At 40.9% G+C, this 26540-nt stretch carries 21 protein-coding genes; 2 read left to right on the plus strand and 19 right to left on the minus strand.

The features are described from left to right. The first annotated feature begins 98 nt into the window (after positions 1–98). Complete coding sequence (locus O3655_RS05980) at positions 99–575, plus strand: glutathione peroxidase (RefSeq protein ID WP_255778503.1); 477 nt, start codon at positions 99–101, stop codon at positions 573–575. 341 nt (positions 576–916) lie between these two features. After that, positions 917–7048: an alpha-L-fucosidase gene (locus O3655_RS05985; protein WP_308697367.1), complete on the plus strand. Its 6132-nt coding sequence runs from the start codon at positions 917–919 to the stop codon at positions 7046–7048. A 359-nt stretch (positions 7049–7407) separates the two neighbouring features. Here O3655_RS05985 and O3655_RS05990 read toward each other — a convergent pair whose 3' ends face one another. The 19 genes from O3655_RS05990 to esaA form a co-directional block, all read right to left on the minus strand. Continuing rightward, on the minus strand, positions 7408–7701 hold the full coding sequence (locus O3655_RS05990; RefSeq protein WP_049490283.1) for a DUF5960 family protein: 294 nt from the start codon (positions 7699–7701) through the stop codon (positions 7408–7410). Continuing rightward, positions 7694–8056, minus strand: a complete 363-nt coding sequence (locus O3655_RS05995) for a hypothetical protein (RefSeq protein ID WP_049549861.1) — start codon at positions 8054–8056, stop codon at positions 7694–7696. The genes O3655_RS05990 and O3655_RS05995 overlap by 8 nt, the downstream gene beginning before the upstream one ends. Beyond that, on the minus strand, positions 8053–9468 hold the full coding sequence (locus tag O3655_RS06000; protein ID WP_000540275.1) for a Y-family DNA polymerase: 1416 nt from the start codon (positions 9466–9468) through the stop codon (positions 8053–8055). Before O3655_RS06000 ends, O3655_RS05995 begins: the two co-directional genes overlap by 4 nt. Positions 9469–9471: 3 nt before the next feature. Then, positions 9472–10158 (minus strand): XRE family transcriptional regulator, encoded by a 687-nt coding sequence (locus O3655_RS06005; RefSeq protein ID WP_000284670.1) that lies wholly within the window; start codon positions 10156–10158, stop codon positions 9472–9474. 262 nt (positions 10159–10420) lie between these two features. Beyond that, positions 10421–10933, minus strand: coding sequence for a GNAT family N-acetyltransferase (locus tag O3655_RS06010; RefSeq protein WP_308697366.1), 513 nt, complete (start codon positions 10931–10933; stop codon positions 10421–10423). 62 nt (positions 10934–10995) lie between these two features. After that, positions 10996–11961 carry a hypothetical protein gene (locus O3655_RS06015; RefSeq protein ID WP_308697365.1) on the minus strand — a complete coding sequence of 322 codons (966 nt, stop codon included), beginning with the start codon at positions 11959–11961 and terminating at the stop codon, positions 10996–10998. A 239-nt stretch (positions 11962–12200) separates the two neighbouring features. Further along, positions 12201–12998 carry a hypothetical protein gene (locus O3655_RS06020; RefSeq protein ID WP_049478808.1) on the minus strand — a complete coding sequence of 266 codons (798 nt, stop codon included), beginning with the start codon at positions 12996–12998 and terminating at the stop codon, positions 12201–12203. Between the two features lie 13 nt (positions 12999–13011). Continuing rightward, positions 13012–13413, minus strand: a complete 402-nt coding sequence (locus O3655_RS06025; RefSeq protein ID WP_049478807.1) for a hypothetical protein — start codon at positions 13411–13413, stop codon at positions 13012–13014. Between the two features lie 121 nt (positions 13414–13534). Then, positions 13535–14332, minus strand: a complete 798-nt coding sequence (locus O3655_RS06030) for a hypothetical protein (protein WP_070657069.1) — start codon at positions 14330–14332, stop codon at positions 13535–13537. A gap of 13 nt (positions 14333–14345) precedes the next feature. Next, positions 14346–15668 carry a hypothetical protein gene (locus O3655_RS06035; protein WP_371641237.1) on the minus strand — a complete coding sequence of 441 codons (1323 nt, stop codon included), beginning with the start codon at positions 15666–15668 and terminating at the stop codon, positions 14346–14348. 11 nt (positions 15669–15679) lie between these two features. Further along, positions 15680–15976 carry a peptidase gene (locus tag O3655_RS06040; RefSeq protein WP_070657065.1) on the minus strand — a complete coding sequence of 99 codons (297 nt, stop codon included), beginning with the start codon at positions 15974–15976 and terminating at the stop codon, positions 15680–15682. A 17-nt stretch (positions 15977–15993) separates the two neighbouring features. Then, positions 15994–16272, minus strand: coding sequence for a hypothetical protein (locus tag O3655_RS06045; protein ID WP_070657062.1), 279 nt, complete (start codon positions 16270–16272; stop codon positions 15994–15996). Between the two features lie 8 nt (positions 16273–16280). Next, entirely contained in the window at positions 16281–16670 is a 390-nt protein-coding gene (locus O3655_RS06050; RefSeq protein WP_070657058.1) for a hypothetical protein, read from the minus strand. A gap of 27 nt (positions 16671–16697) precedes the next feature. Beyond that, the gene (locus O3655_RS06055) at positions 16698–17000 is read right to left on the minus strand and encodes a DUF4176 domain-containing protein (protein ID WP_041170803.1); all 303 of its coding nucleotides are present in this window, start codon (positions 16998–17000) and stop codon (positions 16698–16700) included. Positions 17001–17003: 3 nt separating this feature from the next. Then, complete coding sequence (gene essC, locus O3655_RS06060) at positions 17004–21431, minus strand: type VII secretion protein EssC (RefSeq protein ID WP_371641238.1); 4428 nt, start codon at positions 21429–21431, stop codon at positions 17004–17006. A 21-nt stretch (positions 21432–21452) separates the two neighbouring features. Beyond that, on the minus strand, positions 21453–22724 hold the full coding sequence (gene essB / locus O3655_RS06065; RefSeq protein ID WP_049520612.1) for a type VII secretion protein EssB: 1272 nt from the start codon (positions 22722–22724) through the stop codon (positions 21453–21455). Further along, complete coding sequence (locus O3655_RS06070) at positions 22725–22964, minus strand: EsaB/YukD family protein (RefSeq protein WP_049520611.1); 240 nt, start codon at positions 22962–22964, stop codon at positions 22725–22727. A 65-nt stretch (positions 22965–23029) separates the two neighbouring features. Next, positions 23030–23494 (minus strand): type VII secretion protein EssA, encoded by a 465-nt coding sequence (essA, locus tag O3655_RS06075; RefSeq protein ID WP_000720507.1) that lies wholly within the window; start codon positions 23492–23494, stop codon positions 23030–23032. An 11-nt stretch (positions 23495–23505) separates the two neighbouring features. Then, positions 23506–26535 carry a type VII secretion protein EsaA gene (gene esaA / locus O3655_RS06080; protein ID WP_371641240.1) on the minus strand — a complete coding sequence of 1010 codons (3030 nt, stop codon included), beginning with the start codon at positions 26533–26535 and terminating at the stop codon, positions 23506–23508. Positions 26536–26540: the final 5 nt, after the last annotated feature.

Genomic DNA, 26540 nt, shown 5'->3' on the forward strand with positions numbered 1-26540 from the left:
TCTATCATATTGAGGGCTTATTCTTCAACAATATCTTCCATCCAACTCGACGAAAAAGGTAAAAACTGTTACAATGTAGAAAAAGAAAAGAGGCCCTCATGACCAGTGTATATGATTTTTCCGTTTTAAACCAAAATAATCAAGCAACTCCCCTGGATAGCTATCGTGGTAACGTTCTCTTGATTGTCAACACTGCTACAGGATGTGGTTTAACGCCCCAGTACCAGGGACTTCAAGAACTCTATGAACGCTATCAAGATCAGGGCTTTGAAATCCTAGATTTCCCTTGCAATCAGTTTATGGGACAAGCACCCGGCAGCGCAGAGGAAATCAATAGCTTCTGTAGCCTACACTATCAGACAACTTTTCCTCGCTTTGCCAAGATCAAGGTCAACGGCAAGGAGGCAGATCCTCTTTATGTTTGGCTAAAAGACCAGAAATCTGGCCCGCTAGGAAAACGAATCGAATGGAATTTTGCTAAGTTTCTCATTGGTCGAGATGGGCAAGTCCTTGAGCGCTTCTCTTCTAAAACAGACCCCCAAACCATCCAAGAGTCTCTTCAAAAAATACTTTAATTTCTTTTTAAAACGTATCCTTTCATTTAGTTTGAGCCCTGAAAGGATGCGTTTTTTCTTTAAAAAGTAACTGATTTTCTTTAATTTATATTTATTTTTTTGCTTTTTGCTATTGCAATTCTTTCATTAATTTAGTATATTTGTTATATCAAAAGTTTTCAGTCATTTTAAGGGAGAAATGACCTTTTAAATTTTTTTATCTTAAAATGAAAGCGCTTTATAAACAGGAGGTAAGGTGGCTTACAAATTATCAGAGAGTTTTTCATTAAATCAAGTTGTAACCAAGTCAGACTTGGGCTTGGGCAGTAGCTGACTGCCTTTCTAAAAACTAGGAGTATATTATGAATCGATACCTTTTTGAAAAAGGGCAAACATTTAGCATTCGGAAGTTGACTGTAGGTGTGGCCTCTGTTATCGTGGGACTGGCATTTTTTGCTTCTGGAACCGTGCGTGCAGACGAAACGTCTCCTGCCACAACATCCAATTTAGATCAGCAAATTAAACAAGTCGCAGATATAGAAGAGACCAAGGCTGAACCAGTCAAAAAAGAAGGTCGTGTAGAAGCTGAAAAACAAGAAACACCTGTTGCAGATACTAACAGTGCTGACTTGCTCCCTGAAGACATTCAGGACCGTGCCTATCCCGACACACCTGTCAAAGAACTCGATACAACTACTATCGTTGACCAAAAAGCTAGTCCAAAAGTAGAAACTAAGAGCATTCTAAAGGACAAGGAAGAAGCTTCAAAAGAAGCTGAGAACGGAAACCGTGCCATCATTAACGGTGGACAAGACCTCAAACATATCAACTACGAGGGACAACCTGCTACTGCTGCTACTATGGTTTACAGCACTTACAATGCAGGGGAACAACGCTACCTCGTTTCAGGCTCAGGTATCTTCGTAGCACCTAACCTGATCCTTACCGTTGCTCATAACTTCCTAGAGGCCAATAAAGAAACTGGCGAAGGTCACATTCGTGGTGGAAAATCTGCCCAGTTCTACTATAACGTTGGTTCAAACAGCGAAAAGAAAAACTCACTGCCATCTTCTGGAACTACGGTTTTATTCAGAGAAAAGGATATCCATTTCTGGAATAAGAAGGAGTTTGGAAAAGGCTATAAGAACGACCTTGCTCTTGTAGAAGCTCCTATTCCTCTTCCGATTGCTAGTCCAAACAAAGCAGCAACCTTTGCGCCTTTAGCGGAGCACAAGACGCATCAGCCGGGAGAAGCTATCAGTACGATTGGCTATCCAACTGACTCGAGTTCAAAAGAACTGAAACAGCCTATCCTAGCTGGTCAGCTTTACAAGGCAGACGGGACCATCCGATCTGTTGAGTCCTATGATGATAAGGGAACGACTGGTATCACCTACAAAACCACTTCTGTATCTGGTTTGTCTGGTGGCGGGATTGTCGATAGCCAAGGAAAAGTTCTGGGGGTTCACCAACACGGAACCGTTGACAATGGTGTGGCTGAAAAGGATCGCTTTGGTGGCGGACTCGTCCTTTCACCTGAACAACTGAAATGGGTTAAGGACATGATTGCCAAGTATGGTGTGAAAGGCTGGTACCAAGGTGATAACGGAAATCGTTACTACTTTACTGATGAGGGGCGTATGCTTCGGAACGAAACAGCTGTTATCGGAAGCAACGAATATTCCTTCAACCAAGATGGAATTGCTAGCTTGACCAAGGGAGTTGAATACGGTCGTGTGGTTATTCAACACGAAGACGAAGAAGGAAATCCTGTCAAAGATAATGATACCTTTATCGAACAGACAACTGTTGATTCGCCATTTGACTACAATTTCAAAAAAGAAATCGAGAAAACGGACTTCTATCAGAAAAATAAAGATAAATACGAAATTGTATCCATTGATGGCGTTGCAGTTAATAAACAGCTAAAAGATGCATGGGCTGAAGATCACAATGTTGTCAGCAAAGCGCCTGCCGGTACACGTGTCATCAAAGTGGTCTATAAAGTCAACAAAGGCTCCTTCAAAGTTTACTACCGTCAAAAAGGAACCACTACTGAACTAGCGGAAGCGACAGTTGATAACAATGACGGTCAAGAGTATGACGTTTCCTTTGTCAACACCTTCCATGCAAAAGACATTGCTGGCTACCGTCCAGTCAAGGCTAGTTTGGAAGCAAGGATCCAGCAAAAAGGGGTGAATGAGGTCGTCTTTGAATACGAGCCAGTCGCTGATACAGCTAATCCAACGACACCGACTCCACCAGTGGCTCATCCAGAAGATAAAGAAACCGAGATTGGCAATCATGGACCTCTTCCAAGCAAGGCTCAACTCGATTACCACAAGGAAGAATTGGCAGCTTTCATCCACTACGGAATGAACACCTATACCAATTCTGAATGGGGAAATGGGAAAGAAGACCCTCGATACTTCAATCCAACCAACTTGGATACTGACCAGTGGATTCGCACTCTGAAGGAAACGGGCTTCAAACGAACCATTATGGTTGTTAAACACCACGACGGATTCGTTGCTTATCCTTCTAAGTACACCAACCATACCGTAGCTGCTAGCCCATGGAAAGATGGTAAGGGTGACCTTCTCGAAGAAGTTTCCAAGTCTGCTAGCAAGTACGACATGAACATGGGTGTTTACCTATCACCATGGGATGCCAACCATCCTAAATACCATGTTGCAACCGAAAAAGAATACAACCAATACTATCTCAACCAACTGAAAGAAATCCTTGGTAATCCGAAATACGGTAATAAAGGGAAATTTATCGAAGTTTGGATGGACGGTGCGCGTGGTAGCGGTGCCCAAAAAGTAACCTATACTTTTGATGAATGGTTCAAATACATCAAAGAAGCCGAAGGAGATATTGCTATCTTCTCTGCTCAACCAACAAGCGTTCGCTGGATCGGAAATGAACGAGGTATCGCAGGTGACCCTGTCTGGCATAAAGTCAAAAGGGCCAACATCACAGACGATGTGAAAAACGAATACCTCAACCATGGTGACCCTGATGGTGATATGTACTCTGTAGGGGAAGCTGACGTTTCGATCCGTTCAGGCTGGTTCTACCATGACAACCAACAACCGAAATCACTCAAAGAGTTGATGGACATCTACTTCAAGTCTGTTGGTCGTGGAACCCCACTCCTTCTCAATATTCCACCAAATAAAGAAGGAAAATTCGCAGATGCTGATGTGGCTCGCTTGAAAGAGTTCAAGGCAACCCTAGACCAAATGTATGCGACTGACTTTGCCAAAGGTGCCACTGTAACAGCAAGTTCTACCCGTCAGAACCATCTCTACAAGGAAAGCCACCTGACAGACGGTAAAGATGACACCAGCTGGGCGCTCTCAAATGATGCCACAACCGGTAGCTTTACAGTCGATTTAGGACAAAAGAGACGCTTTGATGTCGTTGAACTCAAGGAAGACATCGCCAAAGGGCAACGTATTTCTGGTTTCAAGATTGAAGTCGAAATCAACGGACGTTGGGTGACATACGGCGAAGGTTCGACCGTTGGTTACCGTCGCTTGGTTCAAGGCAAGCCTGTAGAAGCACAAAAAATCCGTGTAACCATCACCGGTGCTCAAGCAACCCCAATCTTAACCAACTTCTCAGTCTACAAGACACCAAGCAGCATTGAAAAGACAGATGGCTACCCTCTTGGACTTGAATACCACTCAAACACAACGGCAGATACAGCTGGAACAACTTGGTACAATGAATCTGAAGGGGTTCGTGGCACTTCTATGTGGACCAATCAAAAAGATGCCAAAGTTAGCTATACCTTCACAGGAACCAAGGCCTATGTCGTCTCTACAGTCGATCCAGGTCACGGAGAAATGTCCGTCTATGTTGATGGTCAAAAGGTTGCAGATGTGCAAACTAAGAATGCTAGCCGTAAACGCAGCCAAAAAGTCTTTGAGACAGGCGATTTAGCACCAGGCCAACACACTATTACCCTCGTGAATAAAACAGGCGAACCAATTGCTACAGAAGGAATCTACACCCTAAACAATGATAGTAAAGGGATGTTTGAACTCGAGTCTACTAACTACGAAGTCGAAAAAGGAAAACCAGTCACTGTTAAGATTAAACGTGTTGGTGGAAGCAAGGGGGCTGCTACTGTTCGCTTTATTACAGAACCTGGAACTGGGGTTCACGGCAAAGTTTACCAAGATACAACTCAAGATGTGACTTTTGAAGATGGAGAAACAGAAAAGACTGTTACCATCCCAACGATTGACTTTACAGAACAAGCCGACTCTGTCTTTGACTTCAAAGCCAAGCTCACTTCTGTCACTGATGGTGCCCTGCTCGGTTTCGCTACAGATGCAACCATCCAAGTGATGAAAGCTGAATTGCTGATCAAGGACCAAACAAGTTATGATGACCAAGCTAGTCAGTTGGATTATAGTCCTGGCTGGCACCATGAAACCAATTCCGCAGATAAATACCAAAAGACGGAGTCTTGGGCTTCCTTTGGTCGCTTAACTGATGAGCAAAAGAAAAAGACAACTGTCACAGCCTACTTCTACGGTACTGGACTTGATATCAAGGGCTATGTTGATCCAAATCATGGTATCTACAAAGTCTTTCTAGATGGCAAAGAAGTTCCTTACCAAGATGGAATGGGAAATGCTTCAACCATTGACGGTAAGAAATACTTTAGCGGTCACGCTGCCCAACGCCAAGGTAATCAAACTCTGGTTAGCCTAAAAGGTCTGGACGAAAACTTGCACGCAGTCACCCTTCAACTCGATCCTGAACGAAACGATTTGTCTCGAAATATCGGTATCCAGGTAGACCAATTCATCACTCGTGGCGAAGGTAGTGAACTCTACAGCAAGGCAGATATCATCCAGTCTATCTCAAAATGGAAAGATGATCTGTCAAACTTTGATCCAGCAGGTTTGAAAAATACGGCTACTGCACGTCAAGCTTTCCAAGCAAATCTAGAAAAATTGAGAAACCAACTCAGTGGTGATGCAGTAGATGTTCAAGAAGTCATGTTGACGGTCAGTGCCCTGCAAGATATCCTCTCCAAGGATGAGAACTATCAAAGAGGCCAAGAGGAACCTAGCCCAGAGCAACCGGAACAGCCAGAAGAACCTGAGAAACCTGACCAGCCTGAGCAACCAGCTCAACCAAAACAACCGGAAATTGAGTATGATAAGGCTATGGACAGCTTAACAAAAGCTATCGAGAAAAAAGTCGCTGAGCTTGGATCCAACAAGGAAGCTAAGAAGAAATTGTTAGAAATTGCTGACCAAGCCATTGCTGCAATCCAAGAAGCTAAAACTCAGGAAGCAGTCAATAAAGCGCTAGAAACTGCTCTCGCACAAATCAGCAAGCTCGAAGCAGCTCAGCCTGAAAAACCTGCTCAGCCTGAAAAGCCAGCTCAGCCTGAAAATCCGACTCAGCCTGAGAAACCTGCTGAACCTGAAAAACCAGTTCAGCCTAAAAATCCGACTCAACCTGAGAAACCTGCCGAGCCTGAAAAACCAACTCAACCGGAAACTCCGACTCAGCCTGAAAAGCCAGCGCAACCGGAACAACCAACTCAACCTGAGAAACCTGCTCAGCCTGAAAAACCTGCTGAGCCTGAAAAGCCGACTCAACCTGAGAAACCCGTTCAACCGGAAAAACCGGCGCAACCGGAAAAACCTGCTCAGCCTGAAAAGCCAGCTCAGCCTGAAAAGCCGACTCAACCTGAGAAACCGGCGCAACCGGAAAAACCAACTCAACCGGAAACTCCGGCTCAACCTGAGAAACCTGCTCAGCCTGAAAAACCGGCGCAACCGGAAAAACCAACTCAACCGGAAAAACCTGCTGAGCCTGAAAAGCCAGTTCAACCTGAAAATCCGACTCAACCTGAGAAACCAGTTCAACCGGAAAAACCTGCTCAACCTGAAAAACCAGCGCAACCGGAAACTCCAGCGCAACCTGAGAAACCAATTACTTCTTCAAGTCCTGAGGAAGGGGTTAAAGACCTTGTCTTTACACTTCCAAGCTTGGAAATCGTCAATAAGGTCGTACCATTCAAGACTATTCGTCGCGAAAACCCACAATTAGACAAAGGAAAAGAGCAAGTTCTATCAGAAGGGAAAGACGGTCTCTTAGTCGAGTATGTTGAAGTGGACGGTGACAATCGCAAGGTTCTCCAAACAGAAGCAACTCCAGCTCAAGATCGAGTGATTGAGGTAGGTAGCAAACAAAGCTCAGTTGGAACAGAAGCGCCACCAGTTGTGACTCTTCCTGAGTATGTTCTACCAAGAGAGACTGAAAAACCTGCGCCAGCCGTAACAGATAATTCATCATCAAAAGATGAAAAAGCTCCTGTTACAGCTACAATCAAAGAAGACAAGGAAAGACTACTCCCTGCAACTGGAGAACAAGAAGCAACTGCCTTCCTCTTCTTGGCAGCCATTACTTCTATCTTGTCTCTCCTCATTTTCCAAAAGAATTTCAAAGACTAGTAACCCTCTTTGATTGATTCTTTTCCATTATTTCAGTTCCCCCGTTGAGAAGACCATTTGGTCTTCTCTTTTTCTATCTGTAAAATTAAAAAACATCCACAAATGTACATGGATGTTTTGGTATGACTCTATAAAGTAAAATGATCATTGAAGATAGCTGTTCTCAAATCCAACCACGTTTTCAAATAAACGCTCATCTAAAAAAGAGTGGCCCTTGTCTTATCTCATCAGAACTACCATCATAAGTTTCTGCAAAAACTCCACAGATAAAAGATGGTGTTTCGAATTCCTATACCATGAGATTTTCTGACGTTCACAAGCCATCTTTCCTAAATCAAACTTTCCTCTTCCACACCTAGTCACTGACTACTATTTTTGAGTCCAGCGTATGCATAGGTTCGATTTCTGGGACACTCTTTTTCCGTCACCACCCTAAAATAAAAGCGATGCTCCCGCCCATCCTTGGCGTTTTCCTTGTTTAAGACAAAGTAGTTCTTCTGATTCATCGCCATGGTGCGTAGGATATCATCGATCAAAAAAGTCAAAGGCACATTCATAGCAGAGTATTTTTGAAAATCCTCTTCAAAACGAATATAGGCATCAGAAAAATAATCCATCTGCAGTTTGTTTTCATACAACTCTTTTCTAGTCATAAACTCCCTCCTCCCACAGTCGAATTTCGAGGACATCTACTACCTCTACCAGCCTATAGCCCTCATTGGTCCTAATAGATAGAGTTTGAGGTGATAATTCACTCACCTCGCCGATGATCGTGGTTTTCTGCTTCTTTTCCTTGACCACAAAGTATCCCTTTAGTTGCCCGACATACAGCTGCGAAAGCAAGAGTAGCTTCTCAACGGAATTCAAATCTGTCGAAAAAGCAACCCGATTTCTTTCTTCACCGAGTGAACTAGTATGCTCTGAGAGGAAAAAGCCCATCCACTTCTGCATCCCTGGATCTTGATAGTCACGCGCAGATGGAAAGGGTAAATAAGAACGATCAATCATTTTAGTCCATCTAATCCTCCAGCAGAATGCCCCCCAATCAGCTTGCTTCTGGCAAGACTCCTAGAGGCTTCTTCCAGTGCATTGGCCTTTAAGAGGGAGGTAAAACCAAATTGTTCCCGAATGGCATCAATAGCCGTCTGGAGCCTTTCTTCTTTTTCTAACTTGTCAACATCATCAAAGAGGGAGATCAAGCCAAAGGACTCGTCCACAAATCCTGAATAGTTGACTCCGACACTTCTGATCGCTCCAGAAGTGTATTTATTATGAAATAGCTTCAAAACATAATCCGTTAAGATAGCTGTATTATTGGTCGGTTCGACCTTCATTTGTGTGTGAATAGACGACCTGACCTCCAGTTTAGAGAAACCAACATAGAGAGAGACAAGGGTTGTTTTCTTGCCCGCCCTTCTCAGTCTAATAGCCACCTGCTCCGCCATTTCTCGGAGAATAATTTCGATATCCCGTAGCTTCACGTAGTCTCTCGGCAAGATTTGAGAATTTCCTAACCCTTGAGACTTGGCTTTATAGGGCTTATGAACATTGCTCTCATCAATCCCGTTAGCATGAAACCACAAACGCAGGCCAGCCTGACCAAGTGTTTTCTGTAGCTGGTCTGGATTACTGGTGGCCAATTCTCTGATGGAAAAAATCCCCAGAGCATGCAAGCGTTTCTCCATCCGCCTGCCAATCCCCCAAAAGTCCGTCATCTTGGGAATGGCCCAAACCTTCTCTTCCACATCCTGGTAAGACCAGTTGGCCCTCATGGTCGGAGTGTGCTTGGCCTCATTATCCAGAGCCAACTTGGCCAGTAAGGGGTTGGCATTGGACATACCCACTGTAGAGTAGATCCCTGTCTGCCTCCAAATATCCCTCTGGATGCGAGCAGAAAGCATATCTAGCTTGTCTTTGCGAGAGATACTCTTGTCTGGGATGAAATAGTTGAGCGAACTAGTCAGATCGATAAAGCCCTCATCGATAGAGTAGGGATAAATATCATCTGGACTACCATAGTTTTGAAAGATTCGCTGGATTTCCATATTGACCGCTATGTATTCATCCATCCTAGGTGGCACAACCAAAGTCACTTGAGCCCAATCTTCGATGTAGCGAACATAGTCTAAGTCAGTAGGCAAGCCTTGCTTTCGAGCATTGTAATAGGAAAATTTGCGCGTTTTGATATCAAAAGGCAGATCATAGGCCCGGCCAACATTGGACTTGCCAAAAATCTTCTTAAACATGGGAGAGGAAGCTAATATAAGGCCAGTAGAATTATCCGCGCGACTCATGACACAAAGCGAGGTCTTCAGCGGATGCAAGCCCCGTTTCACACACTCAACGCTGGCATAAAAAGATTTCATATCGACAAAGGCAATATCACTTTTGGGCTCTCTGGAATAATCAAAGTAGCCCATAGGCTAACCCTCCATCGGCACAAAATTCCCAACAATAATCCCCACAATCCGAGGATCTTCCTCATAGGAGATGAAAATATCCTTGTATTTAGGATTGATAGAGACCAGACGCAAGCCATCTTCCTCCCGATAAACCCGTTTGATATAGGTCTGGTTGTTGCAAACCACTGCATAAACCGCCCCATCATAATCAAATCCGGTCTCTCGAATCAAAGCCACGGAACCATTTTGATATTTAGGTTCCATGGAGTCCCCAGCCACCCAGGAAGCAAAATCGTGGGCTAGTTCTTCATTAAAGTAAACGGTATCAAAATTTCTATCGTCATATACCGAAGCCCCGATCCCTGCTGACATGCGTTCATAGACACGATACTCGTAGAGGCGCTCTGGCATGGTCGCCACCTTCTGTGTTTGTTCCTCTTGAGCTAGGTTGCGAGCATAGAGCACAACCTTGTCCTTCCCTTGCTTGGAGAGGCTATTGTAGAGACGAACAATCTCGATCTGAGTGAAATATCCCTTTGCTACCTTTAAAATATTTTCTAGCTGGGCAACCTTCTCCTTGGATGGTTCCTTAATTCCACGTTCCCAAGCCGAGTAAGCCTGAAAACTGATCCCAAGTTGCTCTGCAATTTCCTTCTGTGTCAATTTTAACTCTTTTCTCCGAGCCTTGAGTTTTTCTGGTTGGTACATGATTCACCCCCTAGTGTGATGCTTTATTGAGAATATCTCTCTTAGAAAAACAAATCGACGGTTGAGCTTACACCTCTAAAACTCAACCAATTCGGTTTAGTTTTATTATATAAAAAAAGTGGACGATTGTCCACTGGGAAAATCAAATTTTAACAGACACAACTGGAAATTATGAACAAAAAAGACATCCAAGAGAAAAATCTTGAATGTCTGGAAAGATTAGAACTCCATTAACCTTTTCAATGGACTGGAATTGATGATATTATGGTCTCCTTATCTCAAATACTGCTGTATGAACCCACTCATTATGAATGTATAAGTCATTTTCTATCATTCTACTAAAGGTGAAGCCATTTTTTATAAGCACCCTCTGAGAGGCTAGATTACCCGTTGCCGTTCCTGCAATGATTTTATTTAAACCATAAGTCGTAAAGGCCTTGTCTAAAACGAGTTTAACCGCTTCGCCAGCATAACCTAAGTTAGTAACATTTTCCCCAATCCTATACCCAAGCTCTGCTGTTGTTCGATCATTCTCTAAAACACTTAAATTGATTCTGCCGACCATCATGCCTTGCGAATCTCTGATAAGATGCATATAGACATCACGATTCGTTTGTTCCGTTAACAATTCCCTCGTGATTTCTTTAAAACCTTCTAAACCAAAATAGTTAGCTGGTCTAGGAGGTAAATTTCGTTCAAAATACTCTCGATTTTCTTTTTCAAAAGAATAAACGTCTAGACTATTTTCCTCAGACAACAGCTCTAAACTAATCATTACAAAACTTCCCTTCTCTTCTTAGTAAAAATATTGTGAGACTTACCTAGCCCTAGCAACTCCTACTCTAATTTTTGCAACAGCTTTACAACTTGACGATTTTCAATCTTCACATAGTATACACCACTATCATTGACAAGTTTATCCTCTTTATACTTAGCAATTTTGACAGCATAAAGACCGCGTGGTAGGGGTTGGTTGGCAAAAAATTCCTTCATGAGCGCTTCAAGCTCTTTAAGATAGTCATCATACAAGAGATCTCTTTTTTCTTTTGGAACGAAATATTGAAATTCAAATGTTGGTATAAAAATCTCTTTTTGGAACAGATATTGAGCATCCATTGGATACATTCCTTGCAGAGCTTGGCCCTTGCTTTGATTTTCCTCTAATATTTCATTATAAAGATAGATATTATCAGATTGGTTATTAAATTCAAAATCAATACCTTGATACTTCAAATCAGGCAGTTTAGGATCTTTGATTGAACTGTCCAGTGTTTTTAAAAATTCACTGGTTCCTGGACTAACTTCAATCCCTAAATAGGCTAATTCTGGGAAAACATCATAAATTTTTTTACCATTTTTGTAATCGACCTCTGCATCTGTCTTTCCATATGTTTCACTTTTCGAAAAGCGAGTATAGTATTTAAATCGAGTTTTAACCTGATAGGTTTTTCCAGCTATATTTTCACTATAGGTACCATGGATTATAAATCCTCCCACACTTGTATAGTTTTTCTCGTATTTTTCTAACTCAAACTGTCCTGTAAGACCGTAATTTTGATAAGAACGATGCACAGCTTGCTCAAGCTCAGTTCGACTTGCATGGGCAAATAGCCCCCACATATCCATTAGAGAAAAAATCGGACTGAACACTGTGAAGATTACCATTGGAATCACTATGGATAAGCAACCTATTAATAGCCAATTTCTTTTCTTGGCGTTTCCTTCAGATTTTTTAGCAGTTTTCAGTTTTCGTTTTAAGATTAGAATGAGTAAAACCAAAATCCCTAATACTAATAAAACCAATCTACAATCTCCTTTTACTTTTGACAGTTGTTAACAGGTAGATAGGAGACCGACAGAAATACTCGTCTCACCTGCTAACTTATCCTGAATTCCATAAACTCGTCTGAAATGAGGAACAGTCCTTATCTCATTATATCACATGAGCAATACCGTGAGAAGATGAGAGAAGCAAAAGAAAACCACCTGAATTTGTTTCAGGTGGTTAGCTTCATGATACTAGAAATAGTGTCTATAAACCTTTATTTCTTTTTAGACTTCTTCACATGTTCCTTGTACATTTTTGACTTCTTTCCATACCATTCTTCAATGGTATAACCGTATTCTTCGCGGTATTTCTCTTGGTTTTTATTAACTTCATTAAGATTAAATAGTGAAGAGAATGTTGATTTACTCAATGATATTAAGATAATAATGAGAAAGATTGGAGCGATGGGTAATATAGCCAAAAGTAAATGAGCAAGTAAATTTTTAAACCCTGAAATAAGAATACCAGCAATAAAATTTATAAACCATAATGCCAAGATAACATTTGTATATTTCTTTATTTTCTCCTTGTCAATATCAAAAACTCTAGTATATGACTTTGTTATGAGACTATAAATAATATAGACAACTGCTACGGAATAAGCTAGCCAATAAATAATCCGAATGATTAAAAAAGGAACAAAGAATTGCAAGCCTAAAAATAGTCCAAAAATGCTTAAATGAATAAGAGTGAATAAGACGAGTAAATTGAGTATATAAGCATAAATTCTATTTCTTTTTGAAATGATATACATAATCATATACATCGCCCAATAAACAAAAAATGAAATACCAAAAACTTTTTCTGGGATGATTAGTTGATACTCTAATTCAGTAAGCGGCTGCAAAAAAGTTATACTATTCTTACTCATATATATTCCTGAACTAATCGCAAGATGAGGTGCAAGTATACATAAACCAAGAAATAATGGCATTACGAAAATCATTACTAATATATTCCATCCTCGCGTTGTTTCTAGTGCTTCATTAATATCTTTTTGCTTTTCTTCCATTTATTTTCTCCTATTATCCAAACCAGGATGAGGCCGCCTTCAGACCACCATTGAAAAAATCAGAAACATTCTTGCCCACACTTTTGACGGTCTCCAAGCCCTGGTGGATTCCATTTCCGATAGACTCCACTCCTGATTCTACCACGTCCACAGCACCATAAGCAAAATTTTTAACTCCGTCATAAACAGACTTTTTAAATTCTGGTGCAACTGCAGAACCGATAAGATTAAGCGTTCCTAAAGCAAAGCCAGCGAGGGCTCCAAATGCTGGAACCCCTCCTAGTGCTCCTGCCTTAGCTCCTAGCCACATACCATCTAAGGGACCAACATTAGATATGGTATCAATGGTACCACCGATCACAGACTTCCCGATTTTCCCTACAGCCGTCTTGGGATCGTTACCAAACAGAAACAATATTCTTCTCCATTATACCACACGAGCGATACCGTGAGAAGATGAGAAAAGCAAAAGAAACCCACCTGAATTTGTTTCAGGTGGTTAGTTTCATGAGACTAGAAATAGTCCCTATAAACCTTTATCTCTTCTTAGACTTCTTGACATGGTCCTTGTACATTTTTGACTTCTTTCCATACCATTCTTCGATGGTATAGCCATACTCTTCACGGTATTTCTCTTGATTTTTATTGACTGTATTCAAGTTCTCTAGAGTTACTACATTGGATTTAAAAAATGATACCAAAAATAGGCCTAAGAAAATAGGTGAAATCGGTAATAAAGCAAGCAACAAATGTGCCAGAAGGTTATTAAGACCATGGGTAAAGAGATTGATTCCAGACATCAACAACCATAAGAATAAAATAACATTCAAAAATTTTTTATAATATTCTGAGGAGAAATAATCCTTGCTAGCGCGCTGCTTTGTGACAAGGATATAAATAAGGTAAATCAGTGATAACACAAAACCAATCCAGTAGACGATACGAATTGCCACTAGGGGGATTAAGTATAAGATGGCTATAAACCAACTATAATAAAAAATCACAAGCACAAATAATTGAAAAATCTGAGTCATTAAATAAGCTTTAATACGATTTCTTTTAGAATTAATATAAAAATAAGTAAAATGACCACAACAAAACAAGAATAGAAAGACAAAGAAACTATTTGGGGGAATCAGGCTATTTTCTACTGATGTCAACTGTGTAACTAGTTCATGTCCATTTTTACTAGCCAATCGAAGGATTCCCATAGGAAAATATGTGCCCCAAACAATCAAAAACGAATATAGTGGTAGTCCAAAAATCGCCTTTACTATATTTAATTTCCGAGTTGTCTCAAGTGCATCATTAATGTCTTTTTGTATCTTATCCATTTATTTTCTCCTATTATCCAAACAAGGATGAGACCGTCTTCAGACCACCATTGAAAAAATCTGAAACATTCTTGCCCACACTTTTGACAGTCTCCAAGCCCTGGTGGATTCCGTTTCCGATAGACTCCACCGTCGATTCTACCACGTCCACTGCACCATAAGCAAAATTTTTAACTCCGTCATACAAAGCCTTTTTCTCCTCAGGGAAGAATATAGAGCCTGCAAGATTGAATGTACCTACTGCAAGACCAGCGAGAGCTCCACCTACTGGATTTCCTCCTAGTGCTCCTGCCTTAGCTCCTAGCCACATACCATCTAGGGGACCAACGTTAGATATGGTATCAACAGTACCACCTAGCACAGACTTCCCGATTTTCCCTACGGTCGTCTTGGAATCGGTCTTGGAATTGTTATAGTTCTTATAGATATTGACTCCCTCTTCCACGGCCAATACACCCCAACCTACAATTTCTCCTCCGATTTTAAACTTGTCACTTTTTATAAAATCCTTTGCTATATTACCAAGCCCTGTTGCATACTCTCCCATAAAAAACGAAGCTGCTGTTTTGATGTGTTTGAATCCCTTTGTAACAGGCCCTACAAGCTTACTTAACTTACTAACCCATTTAGTGCTTTTTAGTGCATCGGGCAGATCCATCATAAAGGTTAATACTTTTTCTACCAACGGGGAGCTTTGAAGGGCTTGACCTATTTCTTTACTGTATAAAAGTGTTTGAAATGATATTCCTTTACCACTTCCTGTATATAAAGTGTCTAGTAATTTCGAAAAATCATCAACACCCTTGATTCTATCTGCCGCAGCTTTCGCCCACTTACCAAGATCATTGGCATCTATCCCAAGGATCTTAGCGATTGCTTCTTTTTCACCTATTCCTGTCAAACTGGATATAAAAGCAAGAAAACTCTCTCTCGCTTTTATCACCTCTGCTTGTGAACTAATATTTCGGTCAATTGCAGAAATAGCTGATGCAACCGTTTGAGAGTCTGCTCCTTTTGAAACATCCAAAAACTTGGCGCTATACTGTTTATCTAGACTCACCACTCCATTTAGAGGATTACTATCGCCCTCGGTGGACATCTTCGTTAGTTGTGTCTCATATTCTTTCAGAGTTTCTAATTTGCTCTTAGCGCTCGTATAAGAGGCAAAGCCTTCTACAACACTAATATCTTGTCCATCCAGTGTATCAATATTCGCACTAACCTTACTTAAAAAATTATTTTCAACATCAGTAATCAAATCTGAAACTTTCCCCTTAAGCTCACTTGATTTACTGTAATACTCACTCATTGGTATCGTAAATACTCCATCAGCCATGCAAATCCTCCTTATTTCTGCTCATCCACTATCTTCTTAGCATCTTCATCTGCTTTTTTGATGATCTCTTCTACTTTTTTCGCATTTTCATTAGTCGTATGCCAATTAGTCTTTGCTTTTGTTAATTTTGCAGTTAAATCATTAATCGCAGTTTCCAATGAAGTAGCTGCTTCACCCTTAAGATTTGAACTAACGGATGTTTTTACATTTCCCAATTCTGTAATCAAGTCACTAAACCCATCCCCAATTTTTTGTAACTCATCTTGAAACTGTTTATGTTGATCTGCGATATATTTTATTTCTGCCATAATCTCTCTCCCTTCACTTAAAATGAAACAGAAGATTCAGCAGACGAAATCTCTTCAGCAAAACTTTTTGCACTTTCAGACAATACAATGCATTCTGCCACTAAGAGCTTTTGGTTTTTTAATTCTGAATCTACTTTATTAAATAATTTAGCATAGCCGTCCCCCAACAAATCACTTTGAAATAAACTAAATTGGGAAGCAGAAGTTGTCACACTTTTTGTATAATTATCAACATTTTGTATCAATTTCTCAACCGATGATACAAATGTTTCTTTGTCCATCTTGATAGTAGTCATGTTACCCCCTAATAAACCATACCCAATAGATAATCACGTACACTCGAATCCAAATCAGCTTGGCTAATAGAATCATATACTAGAGCTTTATTGTTTGCCGAATCTTTTGAATCGTACACCATACCCAATCTCCAACTATTTAAAGCGACATCAAGATCAAACATCGCTTGAATTTGGGATATTCTCCCATCAACCTCACTAAGAAAACTTGCCTTTTTGGCAGAAATATCTGCACAGTCGGCCTTAATTGTTAGAACATAATCATCAAACTTCGAATCAGCATTACCTTCCCAACCAGAAATATCTGTAGAAACACCTGATACACTATCTGTTGTATCTCCTTCTGTTATGGCAGTTTTAAAAGTATTCAAAGCAGCAATTCTTTCCTTATAATTCATCTACGACCACCTCCGTAAGAGTTTTGTTTAATCTATTTTCTTTTTAGGGATCGTAAGAGACTTCTCCCAATTTTGATAAATTTCTATGAAACGTTCTTCCTCTTCATCCACAAAACCTTTGAAAACAACTCGATCAATATTTTCTTGATTAAAGAATATTGTATTGTTTGGATTGATACCACTTGGGTAAAGACAACCCATATAATCTACAAACATCTCAGAGTTTGTTTCCTGATCCTGGTAAACGACCCCACGACCGATAACCATGAGTTTTTCTGTTCCTTCTTTTAAATACACTACTGTTCCTAATGGATAAAGTTTTTCTGACATAATTTATTCCTCGATTTCTTGTTTGATTAATTTTACTTTTTGAGTTCTTCCTTTATCATAAATATAGGCTTGATCCCACTCTAATTTTTTCTCTCGATTATTTGAATTGTGTTCCACAATTGATTGATCATATAAACGCATAGCAATAACTGCTGTTGTAATATTTTCCTTAATGCCTTTAATCACAGGATTTACCTTAAAGAATACCGATTTTGAACCCGCAGTAATAAAGTGCAGACCGTATTTATAAGCATTAATATACAATTGATAAAAATCATCTTCAGATATAGAAACTTTTTCAACAAAAGAAGCCAAATCCGGTATAACGATGAAAGTTTGAACATCTTTTGGAGTTTCTTTCCTGTTTGTTATCTCCTTATCAAGATTATTAAATAGATCTAAGATTTCTTCTCCTGAAATATATGCATTTGCTTTTTCTTTTAAGAATGAATACTCTTCGTTAGAGTCTACTAACAATACATGACCATTGTCTAGACAGTGATTAATTACACTAACTAGATGACAAATTGTATACTGAAGAGCTTGCTTACTTTCTGATAAAACTACAATATTTTTTAATGTAGATAGATTAATTGGGATAATCTCAGCTTCCTCGCAACTAATTGCAATCGGTAATGCATGATTTTGAATCGCTTCTTGAGTTGTAGGCAGATTGAGAAATACTTCCATCGTCAACTCCTCTGGCACCATCGGAATGGCACTTGGGCGCTGTCCGGTCCAGGCTTCTTGGAGGGAAGCGACTGCTTGGCGCAGGTTGTTGAGGACTTGAGTGTCATTGGCTCCATAAACTGGGAGAGCCAGCTGGATGACATCCACCTCTTCACGCTTCATAAGGGCACGTCCCTTGATATCTTCCATAGTCATAGCAAGTGGTGTAGAGCCCACGATTGCCCGCACTTCACCTGCCTCATTTTGTGGCAGGCTCAACTGGTGCTTGAAGTTCGAGTAGAGTTGAGCACGAAGGTTGGTTTGACGACCGGCTGTCATCAAGAGGTGAACCCCGATACTGAGACCTTCACGAGAGATACGCACCAAGAGCTTGAAGAGTTCCGCCTCATAGGCTTCTTCCTTGAAGGCTTCATAGCTATCTAAGAGGATGACAATAGCCGGCTCTTCCTGACCACTGGCCTGACGGTAGAGTTCCAAGGTCCCAACACCATAGTCCGCAAGGAGTTTCTTACGACGGTTAAGTTCGCGCTCCATGATTCGTACAAACTTAGAGATCTTCTCTGTTTGGTCCAAAAGCATGGTATCTGCCACCTGTGGAAGCTTGGACAATGGAGCCAAACCATTAGTACCAAAGTCCATCAAGTACATGGTAAGGGCCTTGGGACTGAATTTACGAGCCAAGTCCATACCAGCAGTCTGAAGGAAGGTGGTCTTTCCTGTACCCGGACTTCCATAAAGGAGGATATGACCATCCTTGGAGAGATTGATAGAGACAGCTTCCTGCTTCTGGGCCTGCGGGATATCCGCCATCCCCAAGAGGACAGAGAGTGGTTTCTCTTGTCCCCAGGCTACTGTCGGTTGCACTTCTTCCAGTTCGTCTAGTGCGATTCGCTCTTTGAGCGGTGGCAACCATGGCTGTGGTACTGGAGGAATTTCTTGTTCTTTACACAAGAGCTGGATATGGTGCACTATCGCATCCAACTCTGTCGGCACTTCCTTGATCTCATCCACATCTTCTAAGCCTGATAGGTCTTCATTCAAGATTTCATATTGGCCCAATTCATTGATCAAGTAGATAGTATGGTCCTCGATCCCCATATCATCCTTGTCCGGCTGGTAATCCGCCCCTGACCAGGCTGACTGGAAGAGCTCATAGACTTCGTTATTCCCGACCTGTAGATAGGCACGTCCCGTCTGAGTAATCTCGGCTGCGTCCGGTGTATGAAGCATTTCATTGGAGTCCGAACGATCCGCCACCTTAAGGGCGATCTTGAAGCGTGAGTTAGACCAGATCTGGTCATCCACCACACCAGATGGTTTCTGGGTAGCTAGGATCAAGTGGACCCCGAGGGAACGCCCAACCCGAGCGATGGATACCAGCTCCTTGATAAAGTCGGGCTGGTTGACCTTGAGCTCTGCGAACTCATCTGAGATGAGAAAGAGGTGAGGGAGCGGTTCTGTCGCTTCTCCGTTTTTAAATTTCTTCTGGTATTGATTGATATGGTTGACTTCAAACTCTCCAAAGAGTCGTTCACGACGATGGATCTCCGCATTGATCGAAGCCAGAGCCCGCATAGATTGGGCACCATCCAAGTTGGTAATCGTCCCCAAGAGATGGGGAAGGTTTTTAAAGAGATTGGCCATCCCACCACCCTTATAGTCAATCAGCAAGAAAGCCACATCATGAGGGTGGAAGTTAACAGCGAGGGATAAGATATAGGATTGGATGGTTTCTGACTTCCCTGAACCAGTCGTCCCTGCGATCAAACCATGTGGTCCATGGGCTTTTTCATGCAGATTGAGCTGAACCAGGTCATCCTGACCACGCAGACCAATCGGCACAGCCAAACTCTTGTAAGGTGCGTTCTTTTTCCAACGGCTCGATACCTGCAAATCCTCAAAGGTTTCCGCCCCATACATTTCCATAAAGGTCACAGAATCTGGGATCGAACTCTTCAGGTTTTGGAGGTGATTGAGCGGTGCCAAGGTACGGGCGATCCGCTCCTTATCATAATCTGCTGGGAAATGGTCCAAACGGAAGTCCGTCTCTTTCAAAACTCCTTCTTCCATGACCAGTTGGCCCGTATTGCGGTCCTTAATATTGATCACTGTTTGGATGTTCTCAGACAAGGAACTCATGACATCCTCTACAAAGATGAGAGAACAGCCTAATTCCGTTGGATCTTCGGTAAAGAACTCCATGATGATATGATCCAAAATCAGCTTCTCATCGGTCACTAAAACCACGTAATGAGGATGGAAGAGGGTGCTCTCCTTGTGGGATGCTTCTTCCTTTTGACTACGACGTAGTTTCAAGATCTGGTTCAAACTATTCAGAACTTGGTCCCGTGTTCGTTGATTGTAGACAAAACCGCGGACATTGAGTTCTTGCAGTTTGGCATGAGGAAGCCAACGCATCCAAGACCATTGCTCTTTTTCCTCTTCAGGTAAGATCGTAATAAACTGCACATCATGATAAGAATGGAAAGTCGCTAGCTGCATCACCAAAAGCTGCAGTTGCTCTAGGACGAGATTTCTAGGTCCAATATAACCCACCGGTCCATGGCTGAGGTTTGCCGGGATTGGCATATCTGGGATTTTTTTGTGACGACTATAGAGAGCGTAACCCTCTTCTTCTAGAGCATCCTTCTTACCGCTACGCTCCTGTTGACCGTATTTCAAGTCATAGCTAGTCGGCATTTTCCCGAGTCCCAAACGATAGTATAAAAAGTCAAAATGCAAGGGAGTCTTTTCGTAGATCCGGTGATTGTAACTCTCAACCAAGTCCGTCAATTCTAAAATCGTTGGAAAATGATAGTGCATCCCTTCTTTTTGTTCTCGTTCCAGACGAGTCAATTCCTTGACCTTATCTTTCAGGTAAAGACGATAGAGATCGACCCGTTCCTTCTTATCAGCCTTGTACTTTTTACGATTTTTTATGAAACCACGGATAGAAAAAATCATTGTGGTTATGGACATCCCTACTGTCGCAAGGATATAGATCCCTCGAGGTTGAATTAAGGTGATTAAGACGGTTACTCCGACCATCATCAGAGGAGGAACGATCAGCTTTAACAGTTCATCGCTCGGTTTAACCGGTTCCTGGCCTGGGGGATTGATCAAGATTTTATCTTCGCTGCCACGATAGATGATCCGTGGAGAACGATGATAATCTGGATAATCTTCATAAAAACCATATCGAGATGGTTCTCTCAGAGTCAGTTGTGGCCCAACTTGGGCAGGACCCTGGACCCATACTTCATCAGGATAGAACTTGATCGTCACCGCACCTAGACTCAACTCATCTCCAAAACCAATCAATTGCTGGTCCATTTGTTCCAGATGATTGTTTCGATAAAATGCGCCTTTTAGTCGAGTTAGCTTCCATTGATTTTGGGATTTTTGGAGTAAGAGTTCAACATCTCCATCTAGTGTGATCAATGCACCTCTTTGAGAGCCAATCTGAAACTCTGATAAATCCAAAAGGTCATAAACCCTTGGCTCCCCTTCTCGGAGATAAAAGACGACCTCACCCAAACGCAGACCATCTTTCAAGAGTCCTGCTTCATCGTCGTACTGATAAAAGACCTCGTCACCATCGACCTTGAGCTGAATCGGTCTTTCCTGTTGAGAAAGGTAGACTTGGGCCTTTTCAGTCGCCCCGATCAAGACCGTCTTATCTGCACTCAGTTCTACTTCATAACGTAGACCTTGGCTGTAGAAAATGATTTGTTTTTTCATAATTTCTCTCCTTGGTCTACTTTAATTGCTAGAGGAGCTACTTGGAACAGGTTTCTTCTCAGATGACGGTTTGCTTTCAGAAGCCTTGTCTTGAGGGTTAGGAGTTGTAGAAGCATTGGAGCTTGATTCACTCGTTAGTAGCTCACTTCGACTATCCCAGTATTTCTTATACTCGCTTTCCAAAGTATTCAACTTACTTTCACGGTCTTTCCCTGACAAGTTACCATCTTCTCGAACCTGCTTGATTTCCTGAGTCAAAGCATAGAGAATCAAGTCACTGTCGTTAATCCGTTTCGCAATATCAAGAGCCTCTTCAAAACGATTGCGCCCAACCTGGATCCAGTAAGTCAAATAAAGCTCATCTGACTTGAGTGTTACGTTGTTCAAGATGACTTTCTTTTGTTCAGAAGAAAATTCCAATCCCTGAATATAAGAGTAAGCCAACTCATACTTTTGCGTATTCGGTAAGCTAGCTGGATCAATTCTCTCTAATTCTGTAATAACACCACTATAATCCACTTTAATAAAGGCAGTATCTGCCTGCAACATCTTTTCTTTGAAAGGATTTTGCACAAAAATCAGATAGATAAGTGGAACGATCAACAAGACAACGCTGGCTGTTAACCAAATCGTTGCCAGTTTAAAGACACGATGGCGTCTACTTGGAACCAAGACCAAGTCTGCTCGTTCTTTCGCAGCCTTCTCCGTGTAGTACTTCTCCAAAACAGCTACTGCAGCCTCTATATCATCTGCCTGACATAGATCATTTAAGAAGTCTGGCAAGGTCTCTAATTCCAAGGAACCATTATAAAGATCCATGAAATCCAAATCGCTAAATAGTGTTACTGTAAAACATTTAGCCTGGCGTAAAAAATCTTCTGAGGATATGGATTGAGGAACCATCAGACCAGGAATTCCACGATAAGCAATCTTAGCCTGAGCATCCTTGGTAATAAAGAGATTTACTGGGTGCAAAAGGAAAGTCACAGGTAACTCCAAGGCGCCCTCTAGACGAAAAACGTTTAGGGCCAAACGGATTCTTTCCGAAATGGTACGTTCCTTTATTTCCTCATAAGTCAGTCCATGAGCTTCGACTTGATAGGAGAAGATGACACTATCCTCATCAGACACCATCGATTGCTCCAAAAAGAATGGATGATGTAAATCCAATAGTAAGAGTTCCCGTAAATCTTGACTCGCAACATCTGAACGTTTGAGTTTTAATTCCCAGTTTGTTTCATTTTTTTCATAGACAAACGACTGTCCACCAAATTCAAATTTTTCTTCAGCCACCTATATCTCCTCAATTTCTACTAAATCTCCTGTCGTCATAGGATAATCAGACAGATGTTTCCCTTCATCAATCAACAAACCTTTATTGACAATTCTTAATTGATATTTTTTTCGCTTGGTACCTGGATTAAAAATCGTATCCACTTCTCGCACCAGCCGGCGCACTTCAATTCGCCGTGGAATGCGAATATCCACATCTCTTTCTCTCAAACGTAGGGTAATATTGATATGTTGCTCCACCTTTTACACGCCTCCTATGTCTGGTTTATCCTTTTCTAAGTTATTTAGACAGACTAGTTGTAAAATTAGTCCATCCCTTCTACCATCACACGATAACTCATTACTGCCGTTGCTCCAAAAAGCAAGAAAATCAACACCACATAGAATATCTCTGGAAGAAAGTCATTCAGACCACCTTTTTCTACATGGCCTATATTTGTTTGAAATTTAATTGTTTTTTGAGCATTGGGCTGAAACAACTGTTCTTCAGAAGATTTTTTCACTGGTCTCTGTATAGCAGAAAACAGTTGGCCCCTTTCTGTGATCAACTGTTCCTCTTGATGCTGTTGCATGTCCTGCAACCTCTTTTGAGTCGCTTCATTAAAAAGCTCCTTGATTTGTTCAGACTGTAGACCAAATTTCAATCCCTCTTTCTTTTCAAGTCGGGAATCATCAATCTGCAGACTGTTATCCTTCAAATCATCTGCAGCAGCCCCAGAGACTGCTGCACATGTTACTAAGGTAAGAAGGAAAAGAATGATTTTCTTCATATTTCTAATTTCTATTCTTTCTCAGCTTGGCTTGCTTGAAACCACAAACTACTTTCTCTGATAAAAACATTTATAACAAGTAAAACAGCTATGACAACAATCGTTGCAACAAAAGCGATAATTGCTGCTGGATGTCCATCAAAGTATCCTGAGAGCAAACCTTCTAATATCGATAACGCATTGAGATTTTTGATAAATGCTGGGAAACCAGTTAGACTTGCTGTTGTCCCAATAGCATTTGATAGGTAGACAAAGCTAATCATCATAAAGAAGGAGAGTCCCATACCAATCACTCGGAAATGTTTAAGCAATAGATATTGTCCTTGAATCAGTACAAATGCGGCTAAAACAATTAATAGAACCCAAGATGGTTGATATTCACGGCCAACCTGTAGCTGAACACTTGATACAACACCAACTACCAATCCGACAACGAGACTTAAAGCAGATAGGATGGTTACCGTCATCAAGTCTGTATCATGTAACTTATCAAGTTTGAACTTATCTTTGACTTTGCGAATAACGTTTTGAGTTGCAAACAGATAGGCTGTAAAGAGGCTAACAATCTCCAATAGTAAAATCCATGTAAATGGACGGTAAACATTGACAGTCGCTTTTACTGAAGTAGAATTTTGGGTAACAGGATTGGATAAGAAGTTCAACAATACTTCGTTTGGTACCCCATTTTGATAGGCATTATTCAGAACCTTCACAAAGGATTCTACAAAGTTTCCATTGTTAGTCAATTCTTCGTTAAACTGCGTCATCAAGGAGTCAGCATCCTGCGACAACTTTTCAGTACTTGTTTGAGCGTTTGACAATTCACGATTGAACTTACCTAAAGTTTCATTCACAGACTCTGCAGCTTTGACATTACTTTGAGAAGACTCCTTCACACCCGTAGTTTCTGACAATAGAGCTGCATAATCCGATTTTAGGGTGGCCAATTGTTTATCAGTCTCTTCAAAAGCAGAATTGCTCCCCCCTTGCTTCTCAACCAAATCCTTTAGCTTCCCTTCCAACTGCTCGTACAACTCTAACTGTTTCTTGATTTTTGTATCCAATTCTTGGTTGGTAGCCAAAACATCCTTCACATTTTTTTCTAGAACAGGCTTGAGAGTAGTCAGTTCTGACAAGGCTTTATCTACTTTTCCTTTAGTACCATCAGTTTCTTTATCGCTAGCAGGTGTAGTTAAGCTGTCTTCATATTTCTTCAGATTTGAACTAATAGCTTCAAGCCAAATATTTGTCAAAGCATCTGTTACATCACTATTTCGTAACTCATTGACAGCATTGTATGCTTGTCTGAGTGCTTCCACCTTTTGGTAGTCAGAAGCTATTTTCTGAACCTTTTGTCCATAACTCACTGCTGCTTGCTGAACACGTAACACATCTACTGGAGCACTGGCTGCTTGGACATCATTCAAGGAAATATTAATTGATTTTAGCTCTGCTTTTGGAGCTGGGCTTGGAGTCCCGGTTGAACCTGTAGTTGGAGTCGGAGCTGCCTCTGCAACACTATAGGCTACTTTAAAAGTCCCACCCGTCTTCAAATCAATTTCTTGACCAAACTCAACTGGTGTACCATCATAAGTGACTGAGTGAACTGTCACTCCTGATTCAGCTTTCCATGATACCTTAGCCTTTGTTCCTGTTCGTCCAACAGCACTCGTACTCGTGATTGCCAAATCTTCCAAATTCTTCAAATCAGTCGAATTGATTTCGTCACTAGGCTCTTTGATTGTTTTTAATTCAGTATAGTTTACAGAAGGAATTGTGATTGGTGTCATACCAAAACCACTAAATTCTTTTCCACTAAAGTCTTCTTTGGGTAATTCTGAGATTGCAGAAGCCAACTGCTCTTTGAGAGATTCTACAGCCTTCTCTAGGTCTTTGTTTGCAGCTGTATCCAAAAATTGCTTAAGAGTGATGTTGCTCTTCTCACTTGTCCCATAGTAAGTGGCTAATTTCTCATCGACAAAGTTACGAATATCTTTTTTATGATTCTCAAACTTGGTTCTTTCATCTGTTAGATTGGTCTCTAAAGTAGCAATCTCTTTGCTGATATTATCTGCTACTTTTTTATAGTGAGCCTCAACTTCTGGTGACGTTCCATCAGTGGATGCTGGTGTTCCATCTATATTAGAAGTCAGAATACGTTGAGCTTTAATTAATTCCTTATAAGTTTCAATTTGTCCCTTAACGTCTTCCCAACTCTGAGAAATGAGCCCAGTGATAACATCCGCATGATTTTTCTTCTCAGTGACCCTATCCTGAAGCAGAGTGTCAAGCTTTTTACCATAGGCAATCTGTGAAACGTCATAACGACCAAAAATCTGAGAATAACTATCCAAACCTGTCTTTAAAGCACTGTTGGCGTCAACAGAGGAACTAGACATACTATAGAGAGTTGGGAAAAGATTTTTAGAGTTGATAGCTGTATTATATAAATTCGTACGATAGTTTCCGATATTGGTCGCTTGTATCTGTGAGCTAGCTTGAACATTCTTTTGTGCTGTATAAAGGTTGTTCAAAATACTAGCCATATACATATCGACTAACTGACCATTCAAATCAGCAACAATATCTTTCGCTAGTTTATTTGCATCATTTTCTACTTGCAAATTTCCTTGCGCATTCACCTTATAATTGATGGTTGTCTTATCAACATTGATGCTGTTAATATCGAGTATTTTTTCAGAAAAGTCACTAGGAATTGTTAAAACGAGTTGGTATTTCCCACTTTCTAACCCAGAATCAGCTGCTCCACGAGGGACAACAGACCAGTTTTGTGAATTATCACGCTCGATATTTTTTACATAACTAGCACCTAGATTGTATTCTTTTGTATCTACGTAGACAGGCTTATCTTCATTTACGATAGCTACATTTAATTTTGTCTGCTGATTAGCCTTTGCATTATTTTCATTGCTAATCGTTGTATTTTTTTGAACAGATAGATTCAAAAAAATAATCAATGCAAGCAATCCTAATGCCAGCAGACTACTTCCTATATATTTAAAAATTCTATTCTTCTTCATATTAC

This window comes from Streptococcus sp. 27098_8_70 (genome assembly GCF_041432215.1).
Classification (GTDB): domain Bacteria; phylum Bacillota; class Bacilli; order Lactobacillales; family Streptococcaceae; genus Streptococcus; species Streptococcus oralis_CP.

Excerpts from the sequence above, each read along its gene's own strand:
- O3655_RS05980 (WP_255778503.1), top strand. The coding sequence starts at position 99 with ATGACCAGTGTATATGATTTTTCCGTTTTAAACCAAAATAATCAAGCA.
- O3655_RS05985 (WP_308697367.1), top strand. The coding sequence starts at position 917 with ATGAATCGATACCTTTTTGAAAAAGGGCAAACATTTAGCATTCGGAAG.
- O3655_RS05990 (WP_049490283.1), bottom strand. The coding sequence starts at position 7,701 with ATGACTAGAAAAGAGTTGTATGAAAACAAACTGCAGATGGATTATTTT.
- O3655_RS05995 (WP_049549861.1), bottom strand. The coding sequence starts at position 8,056 with ATGATTGATCGTTCTTATTTACCCTTTCCATCTGCGCGTGACTATCAA.
- O3655_RS06000 (WP_000540275.1), bottom strand. The coding sequence starts at position 9,468 with ATGGGCTACTTTGATTATTCCAGAGAGCCCAAAAGTGATATTGCCTTT.
- O3655_RS06005 (WP_000284670.1), bottom strand. The coding sequence starts at position 10,158 with ATGTACCAACCAGAAAAACTCAAGGCTCGGAGAAAAGAGTTAAAATTG.
- O3655_RS06010 (WP_308697366.1), bottom strand. The coding sequence starts at position 10,933 with ATGATTAGTTTAGAGCTGTTGTCTGAGGAAAATAGTCTAGACGTTTAT.
- O3655_RS06020 (WP_049478808.1), bottom strand. The coding sequence starts at position 12,998 with ATGGAAGAAAAGCAAAAAGATATTAATGAAGCACTAGAAACAACGCGA.
- O3655_RS06030 (WP_070657069.1), bottom strand. The coding sequence starts at position 14,332 with ATGGATAAGATACAAAAAGACATTAATGATGCACTTGAGACAACTCGG.
- O3655_RS06035 (WP_371641237.1), bottom strand. The coding sequence starts at position 15,668 with ATGGCTGATGGAGTATTTACGATACCAATGAGTGAGTATTACAGTAAA.
- O3655_RS06040 (WP_070657065.1), bottom strand. The coding sequence starts at position 15,976 with ATGGCAGAAATAAAATATATCGCAGATCAACATAAACAGTTTCAAGAT.
- O3655_RS06045 (WP_070657062.1), bottom strand. The coding sequence starts at position 16,272 with ATGACTACTATCAAGATGGACAAAGAAACATTTGTATCATCGGTTGAG.
- O3655_RS06050 (WP_070657058.1), bottom strand. The coding sequence starts at position 16,670 with ATGAATTATAAGGAAAGAATTGCTGCTTTGAATACTTTTAAAACTGCC.
- O3655_RS06055 (WP_041170803.1), bottom strand. The coding sequence starts at position 17,000 with ATGTCAGAAAAACTTTATCCATTAGGAACAGTAGTGTATTTAAAAGAA.
- essC (WP_371641238.1), bottom strand. The coding sequence starts at position 21,431 with ATGAAAAAACAAATCATTTTCTACAGCCAAGGTCTACGTTATGAAGTA.
- essA (WP_000720507.1), bottom strand. The coding sequence starts at position 23,494 with ATGAAGAAAATCATTCTTTTCCTTCTTACCTTAGTAACATGTGCAGCA.
- esaA (WP_371641240.1), bottom strand. The coding sequence starts at position 26,535 with ATGAAGAAGAATAGAATTTTTAAATATATAGGAAGTAGTCTGCTGGCA.